The organism is Sphingomonas palmae, assembly GCF_900109565.1.
In the GTDB taxonomy this organism is placed as follows: Bacteria; Pseudomonadota; Alphaproteobacteria; order Sphingomonadales; family Sphingomonadaceae; genus Sphingomonas; species Sphingomonas palmae.
Window position 1 is genome coordinate 343386 of the sequence record NZ_FNZZ01000002.1, and the last position, 16256, is coordinate 359641.

Annotated in this window: 18 protein-coding genes; 4 read left to right on the forward strand and 14 right to left on the reverse strand. The window is 69.0% G+C overall.

Annotated elements, in window-relative coordinates; translation table 11 throughout:
* Positions 1-27: 27 nt before the first annotated feature.
* The 5 genes from ruvB to BMW51_RS06205 form a co-directional block, all read right to left on the reverse strand.
* Complete coding sequence (gene ruvB, locus BMW51_RS06185; protein ID WP_093004452.1) at positions 28-1056, reverse strand: Holliday junction branch migration DNA helicase RuvB; 1029 nt, start codon at positions 1054-1056, stop codon at positions 28-30.
* On the reverse strand, positions 1053-1775 hold the full coding sequence (locus BMW51_RS06190) for a haloacid dehalogenase type II (protein ID WP_093004454.1): 723 nt from the start codon (positions 1773-1775) through the stop codon (positions 1053-1055). The genes ruvB and BMW51_RS06190 overlap by 4 nt, the downstream gene beginning before the upstream one ends.
* The gene (gene ruvA, locus BMW51_RS06195; RefSeq protein WP_093004456.1) at positions 1772-2368 is read right to left on the reverse strand and encodes a Holliday junction branch migration protein RuvA; all 597 of its coding nucleotides are present in this window, start codon (positions 2366-2368) and stop codon (positions 1772-1774) included. Before ruvA ends, BMW51_RS06190 begins: the two co-directional genes overlap by 4 nt.
* Before the next feature lie 99 nt (positions 2369-2467).
* Positions 2468-2959 (reverse strand): crossover junction endodeoxyribonuclease RuvC, encoded by a 492-nt coding sequence (gene ruvC, locus BMW51_RS06200; protein WP_019517777.1) that lies wholly within the window; start codon positions 2957-2959, stop codon positions 2468-2470.
* 23 nt (positions 2960-2982) lie between these two features.
* A complete protein-coding gene (locus BMW51_RS06205; RefSeq protein WP_093004458.1) occupies positions 2983-3726 on the reverse strand; it encodes a YebC/PmpR family DNA-binding transcriptional regulator in 744 nt (247 codons plus the stop codon).
* Between the two features lie 118 nt (positions 3727-3844).
* Between BMW51_RS06205 and BMW51_RS06210 the strand changes: the two genes are divergently transcribed.
* On the forward strand, positions 3845-5308 hold the full coding sequence (locus BMW51_RS06210) for a helicase HerA domain-containing protein (protein WP_093004460.1): 1464 nt from the start codon (positions 3845-3847) through the stop codon (positions 5306-5308).
* A 35-nt stretch (positions 5309-5343) separates the two neighbouring features.
* A complete protein-coding gene (locus BMW51_RS06215) occupies positions 5344-6048 on the forward strand; it encodes a DUF4396 domain-containing protein (RefSeq protein ID WP_093004462.1) in 705 nt (234 codons plus the stop codon).
* A gap of 58 nt (positions 6049-6106) precedes the next feature.
* On the opposite strand, the gene BMW51_RS06220 is transcribed toward BMW51_RS06215, so the two are convergent.
* From BMW51_RS06220 to BMW51_RS06230, 3 genes are all read right to left on the reverse strand, one after another.
* Positions 6107-6373: a DUF2312 domain-containing protein gene (locus BMW51_RS06220; RefSeq protein WP_093004464.1), complete on the reverse strand. Its 267-nt coding sequence runs from the start codon at positions 6371-6373 to the stop codon at positions 6107-6109.
* Positions 6374-6502: 129 nt separating this feature from the next.
* Positions 6503-7834: a metal-dependent hydrolase family protein gene (locus BMW51_RS06225; protein WP_093004466.1), complete on the reverse strand. Its 1332-nt coding sequence runs from the start codon at positions 7832-7834 to the stop codon at positions 6503-6505.
* Between the two features lie 93 nt (positions 7835-7927).
* Positions 7928-8218, reverse strand: coding sequence for a DUF1244 domain-containing protein (locus tag BMW51_RS06230; RefSeq protein ID WP_093004468.1), 291 nt, complete (start codon positions 8216-8218; stop codon positions 7928-7930).
* 92 nt (positions 8219-8310) lie between these two features.
* On the opposite strand from BMW51_RS06230, the gene pyk reads away from it, so the two are divergent.
* Entirely contained in the window at positions 8311-9783 is a 1473-nt protein-coding gene (pyk, locus tag BMW51_RS06235) for a pyruvate kinase (protein WP_093004470.1), read from the forward strand.
* Positions 9784-9801: 18 nt separating this feature from the next.
* On the opposite strand, the gene queE is transcribed toward pyk, so the two are convergent.
* The 5 genes from queE to BMW51_RS06260 all read right to left on the reverse strand — a co-directional run bounded on the left by queE (position 9802) and on the right by BMW51_RS06260 (position 14644).
* Positions 9802-10434: a 7-carboxy-7-deazaguanine synthase gene (queE, locus tag BMW51_RS06240; protein WP_093004472.1), complete on the reverse strand. Its 633-nt coding sequence runs from the start codon at positions 10432-10434 to the stop codon at positions 9802-9804.
* A 13-nt stretch (positions 10435-10447) separates the two neighbouring features.
* Entirely contained in the window at positions 10448-11149 is a 702-nt protein-coding gene (gene queC, locus BMW51_RS06245; protein WP_093004474.1) for a 7-cyano-7-deazaguanine synthase QueC, read from the reverse strand.
* Between the two features lie 214 nt (positions 11150-11363).
* Positions 11364-12275 carry an Hsp33 family molecular chaperone HslO gene (gene hslO, locus BMW51_RS06250; RefSeq protein ID WP_093005093.1) on the reverse strand — a complete coding sequence of 304 codons (912 nt, stop codon included), beginning with the start codon at positions 12273-12275 and terminating at the stop codon, positions 11364-11366.
* Between the two features lie 118 nt (positions 12276-12393).
* Positions 12394-13311, reverse strand: a complete 918-nt coding sequence (gene argF / locus BMW51_RS06255) for an ornithine carbamoyltransferase (RefSeq protein ID WP_093005095.1) — start codon at positions 13309-13311, stop codon at positions 12394-12396.
* Between the two features lie 139 nt (positions 13312-13450).
* Positions 13451-14644: an aspartate aminotransferase family protein gene (locus BMW51_RS06260; protein ID WP_093004476.1), complete on the reverse strand. Its 1194-nt coding sequence runs from the start codon at positions 14642-14644 to the stop codon at positions 13451-13453.
* A gap of 165 nt (positions 14645-14809) precedes the next feature.
* Here BMW51_RS06260 and BMW51_RS06265 point away from each other — a divergent pair, with 165 nt between their 5' ends.
* The gene (locus tag BMW51_RS06265; protein ID WP_218139366.1) at positions 14810-15643 is read left to right on the forward strand and encodes a TIGR00266 family protein; all 834 of its coding nucleotides are present in this window, start codon (positions 14810-14812) and stop codon (positions 15641-15643) included.
* A 14-nt stretch (positions 15644-15657) separates the two neighbouring features.
* On the opposite strand, the gene BMW51_RS06270 is transcribed toward BMW51_RS06265, so the two are convergent.
* The gene (locus tag BMW51_RS06270; RefSeq protein WP_093004480.1) at positions 15658-16191 is read right to left on the reverse strand and encodes a hypothetical protein; all 534 of its coding nucleotides are present in this window, start codon (positions 16189-16191) and stop codon (positions 15658-15660) included.
* Between the last annotated feature and the right edge of the window lie 65 nt (positions 16192-16256).

Sequence of the window (16256 nt, forward strand, 5' to 3'; positions counted from 1 at the left end):
ATGCCGGGTGAGCGCTGATCTGACACCTTACCCCGCGTCGAACAATCCGTCTTGACTGCCCGCCGGCGGGTTGAGGCCTAGGTGCTTCCACCCGCCCGCGTTCAGCACCCGTCCGCGCGCGGTTCGGGCGACGAGGCCGAGCTGGATCAGATACGGCTCGATCACCTCCTCGATCGTGTCGCGCGGCTCGGACAGGCCGGCGGCGAGCGTTTCCACCCCCACCGGCCCGCCGCGGTACACGTCCGCGATCATGTGCAGGTAGCGCCGGTCCATCGCGTCGAGCCCCAACTGGTCGACCTCCAACCGGTTGAGCGCGCGGTCGGCCGCGCCCGCGTCGACCACCGCCACGCCCGCCACGCTGGCGAAATCGCGCACCCGGCGCAGCAGCCGCCCCGCAATCCGCGGCGTCCCACGTGAGCGGCGCGCCACCTCGGCCGCGCCGTCCGACGCGATCGCCATGTCGAGCAACCCCGCCGCGCGCGTCACCACCCGCGTCAGTTCCTCGACCGAGTAGAATTGCAACCGCAGCGGAATACCGAACCGATCGCGCAGCGGGGTCGTCAGCAACCCCTGCCGTGTCGTCGCGCCGACGAGCGTGAAGCGCGGCAGGTCGATGCGCACGCTGCGCGCCGACGGCCCCTCGCCGATCATCAGGTCGAGCGCGCGGTCCTCCATCGCCGGGTAGAGCACCTCCTCGACCGCGGGCTGCAGGCGGTGGATCTCGTCGATGAACAGCACGTCGCCGTCCTCGAGATTTGTGAGCAGCGCCGCCAGATCGCCCGACTTGGCGATCACGGGGCCGGAGGTGGCGCGGAACCCCACCCCCATCTCGCGCGCCACGATCTGCGCCAGCGTCGTCTTGCCCAGCCCCGGCGGCCCGAAGAACAGGACATGGTCGAGCGCGTCGCCGCGCCCGCGTGCCGCATCGATGAACACGCGCAGATTCTCGCGCGCAGCCTTCTGCCCGACGAAATCGTCGAGGCTGCGCGGGCGCAGTGCCGCATCGACGTCCTCGGGCCGCCGCGCGGGCGTGAGCAGGCGTTCGGTGTCGGTCACGTGCGGGCTTCCAGTTGAGCGGCGAGCGCGGTCAGGCTGTCCGCCTCATAGTCCCAGTCCTGCCGCTGATCGCGGTCGGGCGCGGGCGCGCCACCATATTCCATCGGCCGGTCGATGTACGCGGTCATCAACCCCGCCTCTCGCGCCGCCGCCAGGTCGCTGTGGTGCGCGGCGACGAGGCAGAACTCACCCGCCTCGACCCCGCTCGCCGCCGCGGTCGCGAGATACACCTCACGCGCCGGCTTGAACCCGCGCGCGTGCTCGGCTCCCAGGATCGCGTCCCACTCGAGTCCGGCGCGGCGCGAGAGCTCGATCATCAGCGACACATTGCCGTTCGACAGCGTGACGACCGGCGCCAGTGCGCGGAGCCGCGCAAGCCCCGCGGCTGAATCAGGCCAGGGATCGAGCCGATGCCACGCATGCGCCCAGTCCGTCACCAGCACCGGGTCGAGCGCGTCCGCGTCGACGCCGTGATGGCGCAGCAGGTCGACCAGCATCTCGCGGTGGAGCACGTCGAGAATGACGAACTCGCGACGCCCATCGCGCACGTTCGCCATCGCCGGCTGGTAGCGCTGGCGCCACACATCAGCGAAGCGCTCGGCATCGAGGTCGCCGCGGCCAATCGCAGCGAGAAAGCCCGCACTCTCGCGCGCGATGCTCGTGCGCCAGTCGACGACGGTGCCGAACACGTCGAAGCCGAAGGCCTTTGGTCGCTTCATTTCGCCGCCTTCCTGAGCGCCAGCCGCACCAGCGCGTCGAGCGTCGCACTGTCGCCCAGTTCCTCCTCGGCCGCCGCCACTGCCGCACTCGCCTCGGCGGGGCGGAAGCCGAGATTGAGCAGCGCGGAGACCGCGTCCGCACCCGCGCCGACCGGCACCACCTGCGCCGCCGCCGACGGGCCGATCGCGACCCCGCCGACCTTATCCTTCAACTCGCGCACGATCCGCTCGGCGAGCTTCGGCCCGACGCCGTTGGCGCGCGCGACTGTCGCCTTGTCCTGCGCCATCACCGCGCGGCTGATATCGTTGGGCTCGAGCGCCGACAGGATCGCCAGTGCGACGCGCGCGCCGACTCCCTGCACGCCCGTCAGCAGCCGGAACCAGTCACGCTCGGCTGCGGTCGCGAAACCCACCAGCCGCAGGAAATCCTCGCCGACGAGCAAGTCGGTATGCAGCACGCACGCCTCGCCAACCGGCGCGAGCGCTGCAAGCGTCCGCGCCGATGCGCCGACGAGGTACCCGACGCCACCGACATCGATGACGGCATGGTCGACGCCCGTAGATTCCAGCCGACCCTTAAGGTGCGCGATCATCGAATGTGTGGCCCAAGGGAGGTCATGCAGCGGAACCTAACAGGAACGGGGCGACAGCGGGAGGACAAATGTCGCCCGCTGCCCGACGCCTGGTGCTTGCTACGCCATGACCCGCGCGCGCCGCATCATCCCCTCCGCGCTCGCCAGATGGTGCGCGTGCGTGATCGCGACCGCCAGCGCGTCGGCGGCATCGGGGCCCGACAGCTTCGCGCCCGGCAGCAGGTGGCCGAGCATCGCCTGAATCTGGCGCTTCTCCGCGCCGCCGGTGCCGACCACCGCCTTCTTGACCGCGCTGGGATGATATTCCCCGACGATCAGCCCCGAGGCAGCGGCGGCGAGCAGCACCGCGCCGCGCGCCTGCCCCAGTTTCAGCGTCGACTGCGCATTGCTGTTGCCCAGCACCTCCTCGACCGCCGAACTGTCGGGCTTCTCGGCGCGGATCACGTCGATCAGCGCGGAATGGAGGTTCCACAGCCGCCGGGCGAGCGGCATCGTCGTGTCGGTCTTGATCTGCCCGTTGGCGACGTGGGTCAGCCGGTTGCCTTCGGCACGGATCACGCCCCAGCCCGTGGTACCGAGCCCGGGGTCCATGCCGAGGATGATGAGGGGCTTGCTCAGCCCAATTTCTCCATCACGGCGTCGGACACTTCGTAATTGCCCCACACCTGCTGCACGTCGTCGTCGTCGTCGAGCGTGTCGATCAGCTTGAACAGGGTAGCCGCATCGCCCTCACCGACCTCGACATTGGTCTGCGGCCGCCACGCGAGCTTCGCGCCGGTCGACTCGCCCAGCACCGGCTCCAGCGCCTTGGCAACTTCGTGCAGGTCGCCGACCGCGGTCCAGATCTCGTGCCCATCCTCGCCCGAGGTCACGTCCTCCGCGCCCGCTTCCAGCGCCGCCTCGAACACCTTATCCGCATCGCCCGCGCTCGCCGGATAGGTGATGAGGCCGACGCGGTCGAAGCCGTGGCTGACCGAGCCCGCAGTGCCCAGATTACCGCCGTTCTTCGACACCGCGGTGCGCACGTTGGTCGCGGTGCGATTGCGATTGTCGGTCAGCGCCTCGATGATGAGGCTGACGCCGCCCGGACCGAAGCCTTCGTAGCGGATTTCCTCGTAGCTCTCGGTATCGCCCTTCGACGCCTTGTCGATCGAGCGCTGGATGTTGTCCTTGGGCATCGATTGCGCCTTGGCCGCAGCGATCGCGGCACGCAGGCGCGGGTTCATGTCAGGATCGGGCAGGCCCATCTTCGCCGCCACGGTGATTTCGCGGGAAAGCTTGGAGAACATGCTGGAGCGCTTCTTATCCTGCGCGCCCTTGCGGTGCATGATGTTCTTGAACTTGGAATGGCCTGCCATCTGAACCCTGCAAACTAAAGCGTTGTCCGGTCCTTAGAGCGGCGCGCCTGTTCGCTCAACCATGCCCACCCGAGTCGCCGCCTTGCTCCCGCCCCGTCCTGCGGGCACAGGCGGCCACATGACGGTACGCGTGGACATGGGGCTCGACGAGCGTGGCTCGGCGGTCGCGATGGACCTTGAGGAATTGCTCGCCACCCGCCTGCTCGTGCAGGGTAATTCGGGGTCGGGAAAGTCGCACCTGCTGCGCCGATTGCTCGAACGCTCGGCCGGTCAGGTGCAGCAGGTCGTGATCGATCCCGAGGGCGACTTCGTCACGCTGTCGGGTGCCTACGGCCACGTCGCGATCGAGGCGGCGGATTATTCGGTGCCCGAGATCGAGCGCTTCGCCGGCCGCCTGCGCGCGCACCGCACCTCCGTCGTGCTGAGCCTCGAGGGGCTGGAGGCCGAGGGTCAGATGCGCTGCGCCGCCGCGTTTCTGTCGGCCTTGTTCGACGCGCCGCGCGAGCATTGGTATCCCGCGCTCGTCGTGGTCGACGAAGCGCAATTGTTCGCGCCGACGACCGGCGGCGAGGTCGCGGAGGAGGTGCGCCGCGCATCGCTGTCGGCGATGACCAACCTCATGTGCCGCGGGCGCAAGCGCGGGCTCGCCGGCGTCATCGCGACGCAGCGGCTGGCGAAGCTCGCGAAGAATGTCGCGGCGGAGGCGTCGAACTTCCTGATGGGGCGCACCTTCCTCGACATCGACATGGCGCGCGCCGCCGACCTGCTCGGCATGGAGCGGCGGCAGGCGGAGGCGATCCGCGACCTGCCGCGCGGCACCTTCATGGCGCTAGGCCCCGCGGTTTCGCGCCGCCCGGTCAGTGTGCGCATCGGCGAGGTCGAGACCTCCGCGCGCTCGTCGAGCCCGAAGCTCGTACCGCTGCCCGACGCGCGCCCGCTCGAACTCGCCGACCTGATCGTCGAGCCCGTGGTCGACGCGCCCGAACTGCCGATGGCGCACGTTCCGCGCCCGCGCCGCGTGCCCGCGACCGAGGTCGCCGCCGACCTGTCGCGCAGCCCCGCCGCCAGCGTCGCCGCGACCGCGCAGCCCGACCGCAGCGAGGATGAGGTCGAGGCGATCTACGCCGAGGCGTTGCGCGGCGTCGTCGCCGATCCGGAGGCGTTCGGGCGCCCGGCGTCTGTCCTGTTCCAGGATTTCCAGGTCCGCTGCCGCATGGCGGGCCTCGCGCGGCCGGCGATGGACCTGACCGCCTTTACCCGCCGGCTGAGTTGCGCACGCGCAGGCATCTTCGACGTGCGCGCGGAGGAATGGGCCGATGCGCTCCGCCTCGCCGACACGCTTCCGGAGGACATGATGGGCGCGTTCCTGCTCGTCGCCCGCGCCGCGCGCGAGGGCGAGCCGTGCCCGTCGGACGAGCAACTGGCGCACACCTATGGCACCAGCTCGCTCGGCCGCGTCCGCCGCCTGATCGGCTATATCGAGAGCCGCGAACTGTTCGTCAGCCGGGTCGACCTGTCTGGCAAGCGCTCAATCACCATCCCGCACCTCGGCTGGACCACCGCGGCGGCGGAGGCGGCGTAAGGGAGCAGCACCGCGCTCCCGCGCGTTGTTGCCGAATGTTTCCCGCCTGGCTCCACCTGCTCGCTATCGCCTCACTCGTCGTCGCGGGCGCGTGCGCGCTGCTGATCGCATTCGATGAGACGCGTCGCGCGCAGAAGATGTGGATCATGTACCTGGTCTGGCCGCTCACCGCGCTGTTCGGCGGATTGCTGTGGCTATGGCTCTACTGGCAGCACGGTCGCGGCCCTGCGCCCGGCAGCGACGACGCTGGCGGCGAGACGCCGATGCGCATCGCGGTGGCGAAGGGCGCGAGCCACTGCGGCGCGGGCTGCACATTGGGCGACATCGTCGCGGAATGGCTCGCCTTTGCGCTACCCGGCATCGCGGTCGCGTTCGGCTGGGGCTCGCTGTTCGCCGAGAAGACCTTCGCCGTCTGGGTGTTCGACTATCTGCTCGCCTTCGCGATCGGAATCGTGTTCCAGTATTTCACGATTAAGCCGATGCGCGACCTGTCGGTGGCAGGCGGGATCAAGGCGGCGGTCAAGGCCGACTTCCTGTCGATCACCTCGTGGCAGGTCGGCATGTACGGCGTCATGGCGCTGCTGCAATTCGCCTGGCTGCGCCCGAGCTTCGGCCAGATCGCGCCCGTGAACAGCCCGGAGTTCTGGTTCGTCATGCAACTGGCGATGGTGGCAGGGTTCGTCACCGCCTACCCGGTCAACTGGTGGCTGGTACACGCCGGGTTCAAGGAGAAGATGTGAACCCGGCGGTCGTTCGGGCGGGGGCGCCAGTCGCGGCGCAACCCGGCCCGTACGCGGATCAGATCATGCCCAGCGCCTGCATGTAGACCTCGAGGATCGCTTCCTCTTCCTGATATTCCTCGCGCTTCTTCTTGCGGATCGACATGATCTTGCGGATCGCCTTCGGATCGTAGCCACGGCTCTTCGCCTCCGACATCACGTCCTTGATGTCGTCCTGGATACCCTTCTTCTCTTCTTCCAGCCGCTCGGCGCGCTCGATCAGCAGCCGCAGCTCGTCCGCTGCGACGTGACCGCCACCCATGCCCTCGCCCCGCTCTTCCGCCATGCTCTCTGTCCGTCCTCGTGAAAGAATAGGCCGCGCGCCCTGCCGCGCGAGAAGCGGGCGGGGTTCGGCCGGTTAACCCTGATGGGTGTGGGCGCGGCACCTAGTGGACGCCGCGCCCGCGCTCAAGCGTTAGTCGACAATCGGTTTGGCGATCTGACCACGGTGCATCACGAAATCGACGTGCTCCAGCCGCCGCACGTCTTCCAGCGGCGAACCCGTCACCGCGATCACGTCGGCGCGCTTGCCCGGCTCCAGCGTGCCGATGTCGTCGCGCCCGAGCAGGTCGGCCGCCGCCACCGTCGCGCTCGCGATCGCCTGCGCCGGGGTCATGCCGAGATCGATCAGATAGGCGAACTCGGTCGCGTTATCGCCGTGCTTGGACACGCCGGTGTCTGTGCCGAACGCGAACTTGACGCCTGCCGCCCACGCCTTCTTGTGGTTGGCATGCATCGCCGCTGCGGCCGCCTCCGCCTTGGGGATTGTCGCGGGCGGCAGCGCGCCCGATCGCGCCTGCGCGAGCGCGGCGACCGGCGCGATCTCGGTCGGGACCAGATACGCGCCCTTCGCCTTGAACAGCCGGATCGTCTCCTCGTCGAGGTAGCTCGCGTGCTCGATCGAGTCGCAGCCCGCCTCCAACGCCGCCTTGGTCCCTTCCGCCGCGTGGCTGTGCGCGGTCGCCTTGCGCCCGAGCGCATGCGCGGTCTCGACGATCGCGCGCATCTCCTCGGGCGTCATCGCGCGCCCGAGGCCACCCGAGACGTTGGAGAGGACGCCGCCGGTCGCCGCGAACTTGATCACCTGCGCGCCGAGACCGACCTGCTGGCGCACCGCGCGGCGGCAATCGTCCGGGCCGTCGCACACGTTGATCTGATGCGCGTGCACCGCATCCGCGAAGCTCTCGCCAAGGCCATTGGTGCCGTCGCCGTGACCGCCCGTGACCGAGATCATCTGCCCCGCGTTGACGATCGTCGGCCCCTCGACATCGCCGCGCTCGACCGCGTCGCGCAGCGCACGGATGCCGCGCGCGTCGCCGCCCAAATCGCGCACCGTGGTGAACCCCGCCTCCAGCGTCTTTCGCGCATTGACCACCGCGACCATCATGTCATCGGCCTGGTCCTGCGTCGCCTCGGCCAGCCGCGCGCGCATCGGATCGCCGCCGATTCCCCACAGATGGACGTGCATGTCGGTCAGCCCCGGCAGCACGAAGCGGCGCGACAGGTCGACCAGCTTCGCGCCCGCGGGCGGCGCGACGAAGCCGTCGCGCACCTCGACCACGCGTCCGTCGCGCACCACGATCGTGCTGTTTCCGCGCGGCGGCTTGCCCGGATGGTCGAGCAGCTGCCCGGCGTGGATATAGGTGACGACCGATCCGGCTGCGGGCGCGGACGTCGGCGCCGAGACCTGCGCCACCGCGGGCACCGCGAGAACCAGCGCCAGCGCGCTACCGACGAACTTCAACAACGGCCTGTCTCCCCCTGTCGCGCGCCTGCTCCGGCGCGCCTCCCGCTGGCAGCAGGTTGGCCGGTTCTCACCGCAGCGGCAAGGGGTGCGAGGTCAGGCGTTCTTCTTCACGCTCACCGCCATCCGCTCCAGCTGCTCGGGCGTCGCGTCGGCCTGATGGTTCGCCTTCCACTCGGCGTAGGGCATGCCGTAGATCGCTTCACGCGCCTCGTCCTTGCTCATCCCCGACGCTTCCTGCGTCCAGTCGGACAGGCAGTTACGGCAGAAGCCCGCCAGCCCCATCAGATCGACGTTCTGCGCGTCGGTGCGGTGGCGCAGGTGGCGTACCAGCCGGCGGAAAGCGGCGGCGGCCGCCGCGTCGTCTAGGGTCTCGAGCCGGTCCATGTGTCACTCCGTTGACGCGGTTGCGCGTCTAGTAGGTTGATAAGCCGCGGTTAGCGGTTAAGGCACGCACGCGCAAAGCAGGAAGCCTCCCCATGACCCACTCCTTCGCCCCCCGTTCGCGGAAGGTCCGCGTCCTTGCGACCCTCGGCCCGGCGAGCAACACGCCCGAAATGATCGCGCGGCTGTTCGAGGCCGGCGCCGACGCGTTCCGCATCAACATGAGCCACGGCGATCAGGCATCCAAGGTCGACGTGATCAAGGCGATCCGCGCGCTGGAGCAGGAGTTCGACCGTCCCTCCACCATCCTCGCCGATCTGCAGGGGCCGAAGCTGCGCGTCGGACGCTTCGCGGAAGGACGCGTCGTGCTGGAAAAGGGCAGCACCTTCGTGCTCGACCATGACGCGACGCCGGGCGACGCGACGCGGGTGCAGCTGCCGCACCCGGAGATCTTCGCCGCGATGGAGGCGGGCGCGCGGCTGCTGCTCGACGACGGCAAGCTCGTGCTGCGCGTGGTGGAATGCGACGCCGACCGGCTGGTGACGACGGTCGAGGTCGGGGGTCCGCTTAGCAACAACAAGGGGCTGAACGTCCCCGACGTGGTGGTGCCGATGGCGGCGCTGACGGCCAAGGACCGCAGCGATCTCGCCTTCGCGATCGACCAGGGCGTCGATTGGATCGCGCTCTCCTTCGTCCAGCGGCCCGAGGATTTGTGGGAGGCGCGCAAGCTGATCGAGGGCAAGGCCGCGCTCCTCGCCAAGATCGAGAAGCCCGCCGCGATCGAGCGGCTGGAGGAGATCGTCGAGGCGTGCGACGGCGTCATGGTCGCGCGCGGCGATTTGGGTGTCGAGCTGCCGCCGCAGTCGGTGCCGCCGTTGCAGAAGCGCATCGTCGAGACCTCACGCCGCCTCGGTCGCCCGGTGGTGGTGGCGACGCAGATGCTCGAGTCGATGATCGTCAGCCCGTCGCCGACCCGCGCCGAGGTATCGGACGTCGCCACCGCGATCTACGACGGCGCCGACGCGATCATGCTGTCGGCCGAGAGCGCGGCGGGCCAGTGGCCGGTCGAATCGGTGTCGATGATGAACGCGATCGGCGACGCGGTGGAGCGTGATCCGATGCACGGCGACCGCATCCACTTCACGGTCACGCGCCCCGACCCCACCACCGCCGACGCGCTGGCGGAAGCGGCGAAGAACATCGCCGAGACGGTGTCGGCCTCCGCGATCATCTGCTTCACGACTTCGGGCTCGACCGCTCGGCGGATCGCGCGCGAGCGGCCGGGCGTGCCGATCCTGGTGCTGACCCCGCAGCTGGAAACCGCGCGCCGCCTGGGGCTCTTGTGGGGCACGCACAACGTCCACACGCGCGACGTCGCCTCGTTCGAGGAGATGGTCGCCAAGGCCAAGCGCATCGCGCTGCGTCAGGGTGTCGCAAAGGCGGGCGACAGCGTGATCGTGATGGCGGGCGTGCCCTTCCGCACGCCGGGGTCGACCAACGTCCTCCACGTCGTCCGCATCGCCGGCGACGAACTCAAGAACTACGAGGCGGAAAAAGCGGCGCGCTGAGCGCCGCCTCCGCGGAAATCAACGCAAGCCCAGCGCCTTGTGCGTCTGGAGCGACAGCCGCCAGCGCGGGCGCTCCATCACCAGCGCGATCACCGCGTCGACGTTCGCTGCCCCGCGCGCGTCGTCCATCGGTTGCAGCAGCAGGTGACGGAAGTCCCAGCCTTCCATCGCCTCCACGTCGCTGCCCGGTTGCGGCCAGACGAGCTTCAACTCGTCGCCCGAGCGCTGCACCGTCTCGCTACCCGCCTTGGGGCTGATGCAGACCCAATCGATCCCGGGATGCACGGCAATCGTCCCGTTGCTCTCGATCGCGATCTCGAACCCGGCGGCGTGGAGCGCGTCGACCAGCGCATCGTCGACCTGCAACATCGGCTCGCCCCCGGTCAGCACGACGAAGCGACGTTTTGCGCCCTCGCCCCAGAAGCCCGTCACCGCGTCGACCAGCGCGGCCGCGTCTGCGAACTTGCCCCCGCCCGCGCCGTCGGTACCGACGAAATCGGTGTCGCAGAACCGGCAGATCGCGCGCGCCCGGTCCTGCTCGCGCCCGGTCCACAGGTTGCACCCGGCGAAGCGCACGAACACCGCGCGCCGCCCCGCCTGCACGCCCTCACCCTGGAGCGTCAGGAACACTTCCTTGACCGAATAGGTCATCGCAGGCTCATCATCAGGGTGCCGGCGGGGACACGGCATAAACGGTCGGATCGGAGACGCCGGCGTCCTCAAACCCCTTGTGACGCAGCCGACAGCTGTCGCACAAACCGCAATGCTGCCCCGCCGGGGTTGGATCGTAGCACGACCAGCTCAGCCCCATGTCGAGCCCGAGGCGTGCCCCCTCGCGCACCACGTCCGCCTTAGTCATGTGCTGCAACGGCGCGTGGATGCGGAACGGCGCGCCCTCGACGCCCGCCTTGGTGGCGAGCTCGGCCAGCCGCTCGAACCCGGCGATGAACTCGGGCCGGCAGTCGGGATAGCCCGAGTAATCGAGCGCGTTGACCCCGACGAACAGGTCACGGCCCCCTGCGGCCTCGGCCCAGCCGAGCGCGAGGCTCAAGAAAATTGTGTTGCGCGCTGGCACGTAGGTGACGGGGATCGCACCCGCCTCGACGCCGTCCTTCGGCACCGCGATGCTGTCATCGGTCAGCGCCGAGCCGCCGAATGCCGACAGGTCGAGCGGCAGGACAACGTGGCGCTGCGCCCCGACCGCCTTCGCCACGCGCGCCGCGGCGGCGAGTTCGACGCGGTGGCGCTGGTTGTAGTCGACCGAGAGCGCGAGCACCGGATAGCCCGCCTCGCGCGCGAGCGCGGCGGACACCATCGAGTCGAGCCCGCCCGAGACGAGGACGACCGCAGGAGTTTGCTGTGTCATGATCCGCGCGCCGCTAAGCCGATCAGGAGCGATACGCAACCCTTCGACACATTCGTGATACCGCGTGGATCATATGGCCGACGTGAAAAGGGCCGCCCCGTCGGGCGGCCCAGGCGGCTGCAGAAAGCCGTTTTCTTGGGAGAAAACATACTCGGATGAGGAGTATGTCAGCGGCCCTACCCTATAATCCCTACCGAAGCGTTAACAAAAAACGTTACGCTTCAACATCTTCGGCCTTGAGCGGGAAAACGGTGGCGCAGAACGCGCAGTCGACCGCGATCACGCCGTGTTCGTCCGCCATCTCCAGCCGGTCGGCGAGCGGGAATTTGGCCAGCACCGATCGGATATGCTCGGGCGTGCAGCGGCAGCCGCGCGAGATCGTCGCGCGGTCAAGCACGCGCACCTCGCTCTCCTCGTTGAACAACCGCCACACCAATGTCTCCAGCGGCACGGTCGCGTCTGCCAGCTCGTCGACCCCCATCGTGCTGCCGAGCGCCGCGACATGCTCCCATTCGGGATGGTCGAGCCGGACGTGCAACCGCTCGCGCCCCAACTCACCCTCGGGCAGGTGTTGCAGTAGCAGCCCGCCCGCGACCGTTCGCCCGTCCCCACCCTTCTTCACACCGACCCGCAGCAGCGTCGGGATCTGCTCCGATTGAAAGAAATAGCTCTGCGCCGCGTCCGCGATCGTCTCGCCGTCCAGCGGCACGATCCCCTGATACCGCTCGCCGGTGCTGGCGAGGTCGAAGGTGATCGCGAGATAGCCCTGCCCGAACAGGGCGAACAGGCTCGGCTCCTCACCAACGTCGGCGAGCTTGTCGGCGTCGAACTGAACGTAGCCGCGCAGCTCGCCGCCGCGATAGTCGCACACCATCAGCGTGACGACCCCGTTCTGCGTCTGCGTCTGCATCGTCAGCTGCCCGCTCGGGTCCTTGAGCGTCGAGCCGATCAGCGCAGTCAGCGTCAGCGCCTCGGCGAGCAGCCGCTCGATCACCGGCGGATAGGCGTGCGCGGCGAGAATCGTGTCGAGCGTCGGCCCCAGCCGCATGACGCGCCCGCGCGCGTGTCGCTCGGGGATCGCGAAACCGAGCGCGCGGTCGAGGTCGGCGTTAATCTGGTCGGTCAAGATCGGCGGCTCCGTCAGCGAATCGACGCAGACCCGTACGCCGGAAAAGGCGGCGCGACGGGCCAGCAAGTCGTGGAATGCCACCTATTTGGGAGGCTACCCGCCGGCGATCAACCGATCACCCGATCTGCCCGAAACACCAGCGCAGGATCGCCTTTTGCGCGTGCAGCCGGTTCTCCGCCTCCGCCCAGATCAGCGACTGCGTGCCGTCGATCACCTCCGGCGTCACTTCCTCGCCGCGGTGCGCGGGCAGGCAGTGGAGAAATTTCGCGTCGGGCTTGGCTTGCGCCATCAGGCTGGCGTCGACCTGATACGGCATCATCGCGGCGAGCTTGGTCTCGGCCTGCGCCTGCCCCATCGAGATCCAGGTGTCGGTGACGACGATGTCCGCACCCTCCACCGCCTCGCGGGGGTCCGCGACGACGCGGGCGCGCCCCGACGCGCGCGTGATCGCCTCGTCGTCGGGCTGGAACCCCTGCGGGCAGGCGGCGACGACATCGAAATGCATCAGCCCCGCGGCCTCGACGATCGAGGCGAGCACGTTGTTGCCGTCACCCAGCCACGCGACCTTCAGGCCGGGCAGCGACTTGCCACTCTCGATGATCGTCAAGAGGTCAGCCATGATCTGGCACGGATGCGACGCGTCGGTCAGCCCGTTGATGACGGGCACGCTCGCGTAGCGCGCCATCTCCTCGACCTTGGCATGGTCGTCGGTGCGGATCATGATCGCGTCGACGTAGCCAGACAGCACGCGCGCGGTGTCGGCCACCGTCTCGCCGCGGCCCAGCTGCATCTGCCCGGCTTCCATCACGATCGACTGACCGCCGAGCTGGCGGATCGCCATGTCAAACGACACGCGCGTGCGGGTCGAGTTCTTCTCGAAGATCATCGCAAGGACGCGCCCGGCGAGCGGCGCGTCGGCGTCGACCTGCCCCTTCGGCCAGCCGGCTCGCGCCTGCTTGCGGGTCAGCGCATCGTCCAGCATCGCCGCGATCGCGTCGGCGCCGGCATCGGACAGGTTCAGGAAGTGGCGCATCATAATATCCTCCCCGGCACGGGGAGGGGGACCAGCGCAGCTGGTGGAGGGGGTTCGCCCCACACGCACCGCCAACTCGCAATCCCCCTCCACCAGCTTCGCTGGTCCCCCTCCCCACGAGTGGGGAGGATAAAGATTATCAATCGTCGGCGGCCGGCACGAACACGCGCGCGCCGTCGCTCAGCTTGGTCACGAACTCATCGATGTGCGCTTCCTCGATGATCAGCGGCGGCAGGATGCGCACGACGTTCTCGCCCGCCGACACCAGCAGCAGCCCGTGATTGTCGCGCAGGTGCGCGACGAACTGCCGCGCGTCGGCCTCCGGCTTCAGCTTCACGCCCGTCATCAGGCCCTTTCCGCGCAGGCCCGGCTCGAACACGTGGTCGAAGTTGGGGATCATCTGCTCGAGTGCCGAACGCAGCCGCTCGCCCATCTTCGCGACGTTGTCGAGGAAGCCATCGCCCTGGATCACGCCCAGCACCGCCTCACCCGCCGCCATCGCCAGCGGGTTGCCGCCATAGGTCGAGCCGTGCGTGCCGAACACCATCCCCTTCGCGGCCTCCGCGGTCGCCAGGCACGCGCCGAGCGGAAAGCCGCCGCCGATCCCCTTCGCGACCGACATGATGTCGGGGGTGATGCCGTAATGCTCGTAAGCCCACATCTTGCCGGTACGCCCGTAGCCGCACTGCACCTCGTCGAGCACCAGCAGCAGCCCGCGCTCGTCCGCGGCCTTGCGCAAGCCCTGAATGAACTCAGGCGTCGCCGCCGACACGCCGCCCTCGCCCTGGATCGTCTCGACCATGAAGCCGGCGGTGTTGTCGTCGACCAGCGCGAGCGCCGCCTCTAGGTCGTTGAACGGCGCATAGGCGAAGCCCGGCAGCAGCGGCTCGAACCCGTCGCGCATCTTCGCCTGGTTGGTCGCGCTGATCGCGCCCATCGTGCGGCCGTGGAACGCGTTGTTGAACGTGATCAGCGTGTGCCGCTCGGGGTTGCCGTTCGCGAAATGATAGCGCCGCGCGGTCTTGATCGCGCACTCGACCGCCTCGGTGCCCGAATTGGTGAAGAACAGGGTGTCGGCGAACGACGCGTCGACCAGCTTCTGCGCGAACGCCTCGCCCTGCGGGCTGCCGTACAGGTTCGACACGTGCATCAGCGTCGCCGCCTGATCGGCGATCGCCTTGGTCAGCACCGGGTGCGCGTGGCCCAGCGCGTTGACTGCGATCCCGCTCGCGAAATCGAGATACTGCTCGCCGCGTTCGCCGTAGAGGTAGACCCCCTCGCCGCGCACCGGTCGCACGTCGCACCGCGGGTAGACGGGCATCAATGCGGGCATGGAAGCGGACACAGGGCTTCTCCTCGTTCAAACAGCAAGGGCGACCAACGCGGTCGCCCGGACACGCCTAATACCGGGTGAGTTACCGGCGAATCAACCCGGCTCCACGTTGCACGACCGCTGTATCATCCATATAACACACTAAAACTAATTCAGGAGCCTTCCATGCCGAACAGTCCCTGGTCGCACATGCGCCGCGATGGCGTCGCCGACGACGTCGATTTCGAGATCAAGGGCCAGGAGCTCCAGTTCGTCGAGATCGAACTCGATCCCGGCGAGAGCGCGGTTGCGGAAGCGGGCGCGATGGTGTGGAAGGACGCCAGCATCGCGATGACCACCGTCTTCGGCGACGGCAGTTCGTCGGGCTCGGGCGGCGGCTTAATGGGCGCGCTGCTGGGTGCTGGCAAACGGCTGGTCACGGGCGAGAGCCTGTTCACCACCGTGTTCACGCATCAAGGATCGGGCAAGGCGCGTGTCGCCTTCGCCTCGCCCACCCCCGGCTCAATCCTGCCGCTCCGCCTCGCTGATCTGGGCGGCACGCTGATCTGCCAGAAGGACAGCTTCCTCGCCGCGGCCAAGGGCGTGCAGATCGGCGTCGCGTTCCAGCGCCGCGTCATGACCGGCCTGTTTGGCGGCGAAGGCTTCGTGATGCAGCGGTTGGACGGCGACGGTTGGGTGTTCGTGCAGATGGGCGGCACCGTGGTCAAACGCGAGTTGCGCGCGGGCGAGGAACTCCACGTTGATACCGGCTGCCTCGCTGCCTATACGCCGTCGGTCGATTTCGACCTCGTTACGGTCGGCGGCGTGCGCACGATGTTCACCGGCGGCGAGGGCGCGTTCTTCGCGCGGTTACGTGGCCCCGGCACCGTCTGGGTACAGTCACTGCCGTTCGCACGCCTCGCCGGCCGAATGCTCCAGGCCGCGGGCGGACGCGGCGGCAACCGCGGCGAGGGGTCGGTGCTCGGCGGGTTCGGCGACTGGGTCGGCGGCAACGACTGATCTCCACGCTTGGATCAACGCGTCTCGCGCCAGCGGGCGACGCTGGCGTCGTAAACCTCCTGCGCACGGCGCTTCGCCCGCTCCAGCTCGGCGAGCGCCTGCTCGTGCCGCTCGGTTGCGTTCCGCCGCTCGCGGTCGAGCGCCGTCTGTCGTTCGGCAAACTCGCGCTGTTCCTTTCGCCACGCGCGCTCCGCCGTGTCGATCGCGTCCCGCGCGGCATCTAGTGCCTCGCGCGACGGCTTGGGCGCGCGCACGGGCGCAGGTTCTCGCGCCTCGACCTTGGCGCTGCGTTTCTTCGCCTTCGGCCGATCCGCCGGTAGTGCCGCGAACTGCTCCGCCGCACTGCCGCGCAACCGCTTGATCACCTCGCCGGGCCGCGCGAGCGGTTCCTCCATCAGCGCCGGGTCGGTCACCTCCTCCGCCGCCCCGCGCGCGAACAGATCGCGCTCGGCGCCCCATGCGGCGAGCGCGGCCTTCCGGCTGGTCGCGGCGACATAAGCGTCGTGGAACCCCGCGGCCGTGCGGAACACCTTCAGCTTGCGCGCCACGCTGCCCCTTAACCCCCTATTTCGCGCCACAACGCGGGCGAACACAAAAAGCCGCACGCGCGCCC

Excerpts from the sequence above, each read along its gene's own strand:
- BMW51_RS06190 (WP_093004454.1), bottom strand. The coding sequence starts at position 1,775 with ATGAAGCGACCAAAGGCCTTCGGCTTCGACGTGTTCGGCACCGTCGTC.
- ruvA (WP_093004456.1), bottom strand. The coding sequence starts at position 2,368 with ATGATCGCGCACCTTAAGGGTCGGCTGGAATCTACGGGCGTCGACCAT.
- ruvC (WP_019517777.1), bottom strand. The coding sequence starts at position 2,959 with ATGGACCCCGGGCTCGGTACCACGGGCTGGGGCGTGATCCGTGCCGAA.
- BMW51_RS06205 (WP_093004458.1), bottom strand. The coding sequence starts at position 3,726 with ATGGCAGGCCATTCCAAGTTCAAGAACATCATGCACCGCAAGGGCGCG.
- BMW51_RS06210 (WP_093004460.1), top strand. The coding sequence starts at position 3,845 with ATGACGGTACGCGTGGACATGGGGCTCGACGAGCGTGGCTCGGCGGTC.
- BMW51_RS06215 (WP_093004462.1), top strand. The coding sequence starts at position 5,344 with ATGTTTCCCGCCTGGCTCCACCTGCTCGCTATCGCCTCACTCGTCGTC.
- BMW51_RS06220 (WP_093004464.1), bottom strand. The coding sequence starts at position 6,373 with ATGGCGGAAGAGCGGGGCGAGGGCATGGGTGGCGGTCACGTCGCAGCG.
- BMW51_RS06230 (WP_093004468.1), bottom strand. The coding sequence starts at position 8,218 with ATGGACCGGCTCGAGACCCTAGACGACGCGGCGGCCGCCGCCGCTTTC.
- pyk (WP_093004470.1), top strand. The coding sequence starts at position 8,311 with ATGACCCACTCCTTCGCCCCCCGTTCGCGGAAGGTCCGCGTCCTTGCG.
- queE (WP_093004472.1), bottom strand. The coding sequence starts at position 10,434 with ATGACCTATTCGGTCAAGGAAGTGTTCCTGACGCTCCAGGGTGAGGGC.
- queC (WP_093004474.1), bottom strand. The coding sequence starts at position 11,149 with ATGACACAGCAAACTCCTGCGGTCGTCCTCGTCTCGGGCGGGCTCGAC.
- argF (WP_093005095.1), bottom strand. The coding sequence starts at position 13,311 with ATGCGCCACTTCCTGAACCTGTCCGATGCCGGCGCCGACGCGATCGCG.
- BMW51_RS06260 (WP_093004476.1), bottom strand. The coding sequence starts at position 14,644 with ATGCCCGCATTGATGCCCGTCTACCCGCGGTGCGACGTGCGACCGGTG.
- BMW51_RS06265 (WP_218139366.1), top strand. The coding sequence starts at position 14,810 with ATGCCGAACAGTCCCTGGTCGCACATGCGCCGCGATGGCGTCGCCGAC.